Annotated in this window: 8 protein-coding genes; 3 read left to right on the forward strand and 5 right to left on the reverse strand. The window is 42.8% G+C overall.

Annotated features, from left to right (window positions below; translation table 11 throughout):
• Both ACEYW6_RS04505 and ACEYW6_RS04510 read right to left on the reverse strand, forming a co-directional pair.
• Positions 1–1,910 (reverse strand): choice-of-anchor D domain-containing protein (locus ACEYW6_RS04505; RefSeq protein ID WP_412978781.1); only part of this gene is annotated, 1,910 nt, incomplete at its 3' end.
• A 345-nt stretch (positions 1,911–2,255) separates the two neighbouring features.
• A complete protein-coding gene (locus ACEYW6_RS04510) occupies positions 2,256–2,381 on the reverse strand; it encodes a hypothetical protein (RefSeq protein ID WP_412978782.1) in 126 nt (41 codons plus the stop codon).
• Positions 2,382–3,004: 623 nt separating this feature from the next.
• On the opposite strand from ACEYW6_RS04510, the gene thiD reads away from it, so the two are divergent.
• The 3 genes from thiD to ACEYW6_RS04525 all read left to right on the forward strand — a co-directional run bounded on the left by thiD (position 3,005) and on the right by ACEYW6_RS04525 (position 5,301).
• Positions 3,005–3,826 (forward strand): bifunctional hydroxymethylpyrimidine kinase/phosphomethylpyrimidine kinase, encoded by an 822-nt coding sequence (gene thiD / locus ACEYW6_RS04515; protein WP_412978783.1) that lies wholly within the window; start codon positions 3,005–3,007, stop codon positions 3,824–3,826.
• 191 nt (positions 3,827–4,017) lie between these two features.
• Positions 4,018–4,626, forward strand: coding sequence for a hypothetical protein (locus tag ACEYW6_RS04520; protein ID WP_412978784.1), 609 nt, complete (start codon positions 4,018–4,020; stop codon positions 4,624–4,626).
• A 336-nt stretch (positions 4,627–4,962) separates the two neighbouring features.
• On the forward strand, positions 4,963–5,301 hold the full coding sequence (locus ACEYW6_RS04525; protein WP_012410794.1) for a P-II family nitrogen regulator: 339 nt from the start codon (positions 4,963–4,965) through the stop codon (positions 5,299–5,301).
• 63 nt (positions 5,302–5,364) lie between these two features.
• Here ACEYW6_RS04525 and rdgB read toward each other — a convergent pair whose 3' ends face one another.
• From rdgB to ACEYW6_RS04540, 3 genes are all read right to left on the reverse strand, one after another.
• A complete protein-coding gene (gene rdgB, locus ACEYW6_RS04530) occupies positions 5,365–5,940 on the reverse strand; it encodes an RdgB/HAM1 family non-canonical purine NTP pyrophosphatase (RefSeq protein ID WP_412978785.1) in 576 nt (191 codons plus the stop codon).
• A gap of 85 nt (positions 5,941–6,025) precedes the next feature.
• Entirely contained in the window at positions 6,026–7,462 is a 1,437-nt protein-coding gene (locus ACEYW6_RS04535) for a phosphoglucomutase/phosphomannomutase family protein (RefSeq protein WP_412978786.1), read from the reverse strand.
• A 249-nt stretch (positions 7,463–7,711) separates the two neighbouring features.
• Positions 7,712–9,340, reverse strand: a 1,629-nt coding sequence (locus ACEYW6_RS04540) for a tetratricopeptide repeat protein (RefSeq protein WP_412978787.1), incomplete at its 5' end; no start/stop codon positions are given.

Below are 9,340 nucleotides of genomic sequence, written 5' to 3' on the forward strand. Positions count from 1 at the left end.
GTACCACTAATGGCAAAGTCAAAGGGGCTTTCGTCACTATCGTTGTTGGTCAAACTGAAACTGCCAGCATAGGTTCCAGGTGTTTTCGTATTGAGTGCCACTTTTATACTCGTCGAAGCCTTAGTAGCCAAGGTAGTTGGAAGAGTTCCTACCAAACTAAAGCCGTCAGGGAGTTTGAGATTACTCAGGTTGAGTGCAGCTGTACCAATGTTCTTGATGGTGAAAGTTTTGGTTACGGTACTGCCGAAAGCGACATTACCAAAGTTAATCGCAGTAGTGCTGCCATCTACAATGTCAACTGTGCCATTGAGAACTTGAATTTCGGGAGCAGTAACTCTACCACTAATAGCAAAGTCAAAGGGGCTTTCGTTACTATCGTTGTTGCTTAAACTGAAGTTGCCAGTGTAGGTTCCAGGTGTTTTCGTATTGAGTGCCACCGTTATACTGGTCGAAGTCTTGGCAGCCAAGGTAGCTGGAAAAGTTCCTACCAAACTAAAGCCATCGGGGAGTTTGAGATTACTCAGGTTGAGTGCAGCTATACCAGTATTCTTAATAGTAAAAGTTTTGGTCAGGGTGCTGCCAACAATGCTGTCGCCAAAGTTAATAGCGGTGGTACTGTTATCTGCAATATCAACTGTGCCATCAAGAACTTGAATTTCGGGGGTAGGAGTATTATTGGTGGGGGCTTCGTATGCGCCAATGTCAATTAATACACTGCCGTTGCCATCGCCATCTAGGGGAATATTTTTAGTGATGCTATTGAAGGCATTAGAACCAGCATCGATTGCAGGACTTCCAGGTTTGAGCCTAAAGTCACCATTCGCTGCATCAACAAACAACGGGTCTTTGTTTAAAATATTTCCTGATCCTGTGCCTTTAAAAACTCCGTTGTAAGCAAGGTTATTGTCAAATGAAACATTACTAGAATTAACCAGCAAAGTCACAGACTCCCCGTTGCTTGCATACATAATATTGTTAGAGGCTCGAACATTTTTAGCACTGTTAACAAAAATTTCTCCGTCTGGGAGTGTTTGTGAGTTTTGGTAAGTTGTATTATTAATAATGTCTACAGGATTTTCTCCTTTGAAAATTTGGATTCCAGCCCCTCCATTGTTGTAAACTAAGTTATTACTGATTAAGGCTTTACCAGTATACGCAACACCTCCAATATAAGAAGTGTCAAGCATTATTCCATGACCCTCTGTTATTTTTCCTGCATTAATCCAAGGAACTAATTGGTTATTATCAAAAGAGGTGTTACCCCGAAGAATTACTTTATAATCTGTTACGTTATTATCAGAGTTCCAAAGATTAAGCATTGTAATTCCTTGGTTCCCATAAGGTGAATACCAAGCATTTCCAGAAACGACATTGTTTTCTACTGTAATGTAGTCTACTTCTGTTCCTGCAATCCCGCCTCCTGGAAACTTAGAAACATTGTTATTTTTAATTGTGATGTGATGTGAACGTTGCTTTTGGCTGCCATTAGTGAATGTAATATTAATACCATTTCCAGATGTTGCTGGGTTATTTAGATTGTCTTTTTGCTGAAGCGCATATTCTAATGTAATTTCATCTCGTGCTCCCACCAGCGTTAGCCCTTCAACTACTACGTATGAAGAGCCTGAAATTGATATAGCATTCCAATTATTTTTGTGTGCTTCTAAAACAGGTGTGTGTCCGGGATATGCAGTAAATGTGATCGGTGCATCAGCCTTACCCTGCTTATTTGTAATACTTAGGATATTAGCAGAGGCTGTGTTTGTGTAAGTACCATTCATGACGTAGACCGTATCACCTGCCTGCACCAAGTTAGCAGCTTTTTGGAGCGTGCGAAATGCGGCTCCCTCATTCAAGCCATTACTTTTATCATTACCTGTTCCAGAAACGTAATATGTTTTGCCAGCCATAGGTTTACTCCGAATGTGTGTAAGGGGAATTGGTAGTACACTCTCAGCAACTTTCTTTAGTTGCTAAATAGTTATTTGAATGAGTCATCTGTCTGGACTGTTCAAGACAGTCACAGTTGTCCGATGGCGTACCCGCCCGCCATAGGCGATCGCGACTTGAAATCGCGTCGTTTGTAGAAACACTGTTGTAAAACTGAAAATTTTTCTCCTGTCAACCGTTGATAGTTAAACCAGGGGTATCGATACCGTCAATCGTCAGTGTTTTATTGAGGGTGATCGGACGATTAGCACGTAGATAAGGCAGCGCAAAGCCGGAGACGTTTCCTGTCTTCTCTGGGCTTGTTGTTAAAAGCTGGAATCGAATGGAATCGTATCTACATCTGTGGCAGCCGCGTAGGCGTAGCCCGTCGCAGACATCGCTGCTCTTTGCAAACCAGCTTTGCTATCTGCTATATTCGATACGATAATCATAAATTGGCATAGTAATTCCTCAGAGCTTTGTCCGTTGTTTTAGGTCAGGAGGTTGCCAAATCGTCATGGTAAAATGCACCCCTTGCTAATAACTGAGGACTTAAAGTTGCATTGGTTAAAGTTAAATTGGTTGAAACTTTAGTAGGTTGACCCCTTAACTTAAGGGAACTAATGTAACAACTTAGTCGAACCTGTTGTAATCGGTGTAACTGAGTCTTGTGAACTTAGTTAAAAGTAACCTTTACAAACAGCAATTGATATCAGTAAATACCCAGAACATAGTTCGTTTTTTTACAACAGAACAGGAAAAACTATGGAGTGCCGTGGTTGAGTCCTGTTAATTTCTACAGTGATATGGGAATGGAAAGCGCTTTGTGCGAGGATTTAATGAAGTTGCTCTAAAGATTTTTTGGAAGCGATGCTTTCTGGTACTTCCGCTACCCGTAGCTTGCTTCCCCTTAGGGTCTGGTGGGCTACGCCTACGCCAAGCCGCAACCATCTTGCCAGTAAGTAGATTGCCGTAAATCTTTGTTGTTGCAAGAAGGGATGAGGATGTTAGCCTAGTTCATCACTCTTTGAGATAGTTTGGTTTGATTGCGCCAACAACTCTAATCTTCATAATTATGAACGCTGAAATAAACTCCAGAATACCCGTTGCTTTAACCATTGCTGGTTCAGATAGCGGTGGCGGTGCAGGAATTCAAGCTGATTTACGCACCTTTGCTTTTCACTGTGTCCACGGTACTAGCGCTATAACCTGCGTCACGGCACAAAACACTCTAGGAGTCAGGAGGGTTGATGCCATGCTAAAAGAGGCTGTTGTGGCGCAAATTCAGGCAGTAGTTGAGGATATTGGCGTACAAGCTGCTAAAACAGGAATGTTGCTCAACCAGGAAATTATCTTTGCTGTTGCCCAGCAGGTGGAAGCTTTACAAATTGATAATTTAGTAGTTGATCCAGTAATGGTGTCACGTATGGGGGCACAATTGATTGATGATGATGCTGTGAAGACTCTGTGCCATGTCCTGATTCCCAAGGCGGTTATGATTACGCCGAATCGCTACGAAGCCCAGATTTTAAGCGGTTTACAAATTAATTCCTTGGAGGATATGCAAGCCGCAGCTGAAATTATTCATAAGGCTTTACGCACAAAGGCTGTTTTAGTCAAGGGTGGAGGTATGCAGGGAGATTTGCGTGGCGTTGATATTTGGTTTGATGGCGATAAGTTGGAAGTTTTAACTTGCCAGCAAGTAGAGACAAAAAATACCCACGGTACTGGTTGTACACTATCGGCTGCGATCGCTGCTAATCTGGCTAAGGGAAAAGACTTGTGGCAAGCAGTCCAACAGGCAAAGGCGTATGTGACTACTGCACTCACTTACGCCTTAGATATTGGCGAAGGGCAAGGCCCTGTAGGACACTTCTTCCCATTGTTACGAGATTAAACTCGTGGTCAGTTATTAAGCTGTTGAATGACCATTGACTACTGACTACTGAACTATATCCAAAATGTAAATAAGAAATCTTTGCCCTTTCGGCATTTTTCTATTATTCTTGGGCATAGTTTCAGGGCTGACTATCTTTGTTAGCATCTCTGTACGATCTACTTACCTTGATTTTTAATACCAAGCCCCCGATGCGAACAACCATAGGTTCTGTTCACAGGAATTCGCCAACACCGACTACTCAAGCCTACCCTCCCTCTGTACCACTATCTGTATATCGGGAATTGTCAACAGAGTTGCAAGCAGCACAGGCGAAGCTACATACACTCACCACCAAAAATCAGCAATTAGCACAAGAAAATCAACTTCTACGCCAAGAAATTACCAAAGTTGTTGAGTCTTTTTCTCATTTGCAAAAGTTTGTGGATTCCCATGCTACTTCTAGTTATCACCAAGCCCCCCAAGCTCCTAGCTACGTGAAAAATGCCGCTAAACAGCCAGTAACGCAAGCGCGTCCACCTCAACAGGTTTCTCGCCCAAGTCCACCTGTTGTGCCTAAAGCCCCACCCGAAAAAAGCCGTCGCCAAGCCTATTCTCCACCTGTAATGGAAATGAATTTCCCGATACCAGAACCAGTTTTTATAGAAGAGCAACAAGTAAGTTATTATTCCACTACTGAGCCAGATGCGAAGGGACTTAATGGCTGGTGGTTAATTATCACCATATTGTTAATCATGCTTACTGCCTTTAGTGCTGGATATTTCGTTGTGCGTCCCTTGTTTGAACATCAGAAACGTTAGTTGACACTCCCACAGTCGGCAGCAGAAGGCTTTTGGGCTACCGAGCAATTTCTCTGCAATTACTCTCTAAATGGCGTAATTTATCTATTTTTAGGTTATAAAAGTTACATAAAATGCTAACTTGACAGCAGCTTCTTTATGTTAGAACCTCAAAGATTATCCAATTAATAAATCCTTGCAGCTTCTTATGTCCCAAACCCTCAGGCAAAGCATCTACACTTTAAAAAAGTGGTAATTATTACATATGTTTTAGGAAAAGCACTGCTAGTTACAGCTTCAGACAGCGGATCTGGTTAGATATATAAACGAAGCTAGTAGAAGTCAGGAGTCAAAAAGATGAAAAAAGTAGAAGCTATTATTCGCCCATTCAAACTAGACGAGGTAAAAATTGCCTTGGTTAACGCTGGTATTGTCGGCATGACTGTTTCTGAAGTCCGAGGGTTCGGACGGCAGAAAGGCCAAACTGAACGGTATCGCGGTTCTGAGTACACCGTTGAGTTTCTGCAAAAACTCAAAGTGGAAATCGTAGTTGACGACAATCAAGTTGATATGGTGGTGGACAAAATTATTGCTGCTGCCCGCACTGGTGAAATCGGCGATGGTAAAATTTTCATCTCGCCTGTTGAGCAAGTGATTCGGATTCGCACTGGCGAAAAGAACACAGAAGCAGTTTAAATAAGTTATGAGTTAAGAGTTAAAAGTTATGAGTTGTGAGTCAGAATTCATAACTCCTAACTCCTAACTCCTAACTATCTCCAGTTGCGGAAGTAAAGCTGTAAAAGCTTTGCCTCGATGGCTAATTGACCTTTTCAACTCCCGTGTCATCTCAGCAAAGGTCAACTGCAACTCTTGCACGTAAAAAATTGGGTCGTAGCCGAAACCACCATCACCACGTGGTGCATGGAGAATTTCGCCACGACAAACACCTTCAGATTCTAATACGATCGCACCATCAGGACGAGCGATCGCTACTGCACAAACAAATTGAGCTTGCCGATTTACTTCGTTGCCTAATTCGCTCAATATCCTAGCAATGCGTTCTGAGTCGGTTTTGGCGTAACGTGCAGAATACACCCCTGGTGCCCCATTTAGGGCATCTACTTGCAAGCCCGAATCATCAGCAATTGCCCAGTTTCCTGTAGCTTTAGCAATTTGTGAGGCTTTTAGACAAGCGTTAGCGGCAAAGGTTTCGCCCGTTTCTTCAATGTCTAATTCTTCAGGTTTGAGGGTTAATTCCCAACCAGAATTTTCCAGGTAAGCTTGCATTTCCCGCAACTTACCGGCATTTCCTGTGGCTACTACAAGTAATGTCATGAATTTTAAATATCAGTTAGGAGTTAGGAGTGATAAGTTATGAGTTATTAATTCTTAACTCCTAACTCTCAACTCCTCACTAATTTTACTCTGCCCACTGTTTCGCCCAAGCAAGAGTTTGATGCACTTGCTCAATTGTCGAGGCTTCGCAGTACAGGCGTAAAACTGGCTCAGTACCGCTAAATCGAATCATTAACCAGCTTTTATCAGCTAGGCGATATTTGTAGCCGTCAATTGTTTGGCAATCAATCACTGCTTTACCTGCAATTTCCGTCAATGGTTGGGTTTGCAGTTGTTGCAAAAGACGCGATCGCACTTCCATACTTGCTAAGGGTAAATCAATGCGATCGTATGCTGAGGTAAACCCTGTTTGTTTCTGCAAGTGGCGATAATATTCACCTAAATCCAAACCAGATTCTACGATCGCCTCTAGGACGTACAAGGCTGACAGCAGTGCATCCCGTTCGGGAATATGGCTACCATAGCCGATTCCTCCCGATTCTTCGCCGCCCAGCAAAACTTCTGCTGCTAACATTCTGTCAGCAATATATTTATAACCAACTGCTGTCTCAAATACTGAGAGGTTATGTAGTGCCGCTACAAGGGGTATCAAGTCGGAACCACTAACAGTTTTGACTATTTCACCCTTAAAGCCGCGCCGCAGGGTTAAGTGGTCGATTAATATCGGGATTAAGACTTGGGAACTTAGGAAGTTGGCTTCTCCATCCACAGCTGCAATGCGATCGCAGTCTCCATCAAATACCAACCCCACCGTTAAACCTGATTTATCGGTTTCTCGGTGAGTCTTGATGACTTCAAATAGCTTTGAAAGGTATTTAGGTAAGGGTTCCGGCGCACCACCACCAAATAGGGGGTCGCGATCGCTGTTGATTTCTTTGACCTGATTGCCTAGTAGTCTCGCTAATCCACCAGCCGCAGCACCATGCATGACATCGGCAAATAACGTTAATTTACCAGATGCGATCGCTTCTCTAAGTTTGGCAATATCAACTTTACGTTCTAGTGCTTGGGTATAACTGGGCCAAGGATCGAATTTCTCTTGCTTGCCTGGAGTAGCTGCTAGTGGGACTCCAACCGACAACTGCGCTTCTATCTCTTTTGTGACTTCTGGCGGCACTGATCCACCAAAACAACCCTTGACTTTTAATCCCAAATATGAACCCGGATTATGGCTGGCTGTAATTACCAGCGCTCCTAAAGCATTGAGTTGTTTTGCTGCCCAACTATAAGCTGGGGTTGGGGCATATGTTTCGCTCAGTAGTACATCAAATCCGACAGCAGTGACAGTATCGGCAACAGCACGAGCAAAGTCTTCAGCCATGAATCGGCGATCGTAACCAACAATTATTGTCCGGCTACCCACCGTAGAAAAATATGTATTATATAATACTTTTGCGGCGACTGGCGCGACCAGGGCTAGGCGTTCAAAGGTGAACTCATCACCAATAACGCCCCGCCAGCCGTCTGTACCAAACTTGATTGAGTTAGCTACAACTGGCATCTAAGTATCCTAACTGTCTACTTGAGGATTCTAGCATTTATACAGTGTATAAAGTAAAAAAAGAATCTAGTAAAAATATCTACTAATATTAGGCTGTTTCAACACAAAATTGAGCAAATTTGTGCAATGAAGTGCGTAGACGCGCAGCAACTTGTCTTCAGACAGCGCCTTTTGGCTCACAAGTAAAATTTGCCTTCGTGAATTTTTCACATAGTATCTACGCAGGCTTGGTTTATACAGTAGCGAATTCTAATCGCTAAGTATTACAGTATTATCCAGATTTGGATGTATTAGCTGCTCTACCTCAGTAGCTTTTTCGCTTAAATCAAGCTCTCTATAGATTTGCAGACTTTCTCTTAAAAACTGGATAGCAGTTGCTTTAGTACCTGATTGATGATGCTGGGCGCGGCTCAAGTATATTTCGCCCAAGAGTTTACGAGATGAAGCTTCTAATTCCCGGCGATTGTACTCGTGAAAAATTTGGAGGGATTCTTGGGCTAGTTCTTCGGCTCGGTCAAGATTTTTTAAGACGCTGACTTCCAGATAGGCACGGGCGATATCAAGAGCTTCATCTGCTCGATTTACTGTCTGTCCCAATTCGGCAAGATATGTCAAACCAGTATTATAATATTCTTCAAATTGGGCAATTTTTTCTTGCGGTAACGAGTCCTTAAAAGACGACAGCCGTAAGCGTTCCGAGCAGATTAAGCTAAAGATAATGTAGTCGTAAGCAAGATTTTTTTTATAGTTGCCTGTGGTATTTATTTGGATAGCTTGACAGATATTTTGTTCAGCTTGCGCCAGTAATTCAAAAGCTACTGCTCTATCTGAGGTATTTTTTGCTAACAAGCGTTGATTGTTACCAAGTTGCATATAGCATCTAGCCGTACTCTCATCATGGCCTAAGTGCTGATAGAGATTTCGACTTTGCTGGTAATATTCAATTGCCTTCGTGTAATCCTTTAAATTGCGGTAGCAACTAGCAATCCAAGATAGTTGATTAGCTACATTCTTCTCTAGACCCAATTGCTCATAAAGATCATGGCTTTGTTGATGGTAGGCGATCGCTTGTGCATACTTACCCCAAGCTTGATAGATTTGACCTAATTGACGGTAAGTTGCAGCTATCAAAGATGTGTCATTTAATGACTGGCGTATGAGCAAACAATGCTGCTGACACTCTAATGCCTGTTGATATTTGCCCCAGTTGCTATAACAATCAGCTAGCCAGTACCACAAGTTAGCTACGTCCTTCTCTTTGCCCAATTGCTCATAGAGGTCACGGCTTTGTTGGAAGTAGGCAATCGCTTCTTCATACTTACCCCAACTTTCATGAATCCAGCCTAGTTGAAAGTAGGCATGAGCTATATCTGATTGGTCTTCTAACCGTTGACGTTGTGCCAAGCACTTTTGCTGATACTCAACTGCTTGCTCATAACTCCAGTTGCAATAGCAACTACTGATCCAAGAAAACTGATTAGCCACATGCTTTTCTTTGCCCAATTGCTTGTAGATGTCATGGCTTTGCTGGTGGTGGGCGATCGCTTGTTCATATTTACCCCATGTTTGATATATACGTCCTAACTGATAATGAGCAAGAGCTATCCTGGTTTGGTCATCTAACTGCTGGCGAATTGCCAAATCCTTTTGCTCACACTCTAAGGCTTCCTGATATTTACCCCAATCACGATAGCAATCAGCTAGCCGATACCACTGGTTAGCTATATCTTTTTCTTGATCTAATTGCTTATAGAGGTCACGGCTTTGTTGGTAATGAACGATTGCTTGTTCGTATTTGCCCCATGCTTGATAGATGCGTCCCAAACGCCAGTAGGCCAGACCTATTCCGGGTTGCTCATCTAACTGCTGGCGGATTGC

It is taken from the genome of Nostoc sp. UIC 10607 (genome assembly GCF_047228265.1).
GTDB classification, from domain to species: Bacteria; Cyanobacteriota; Cyanobacteriia; order Cyanobacteriales; family Nostocaceae; genus Nostoc; species Nostoc foliaceum_A.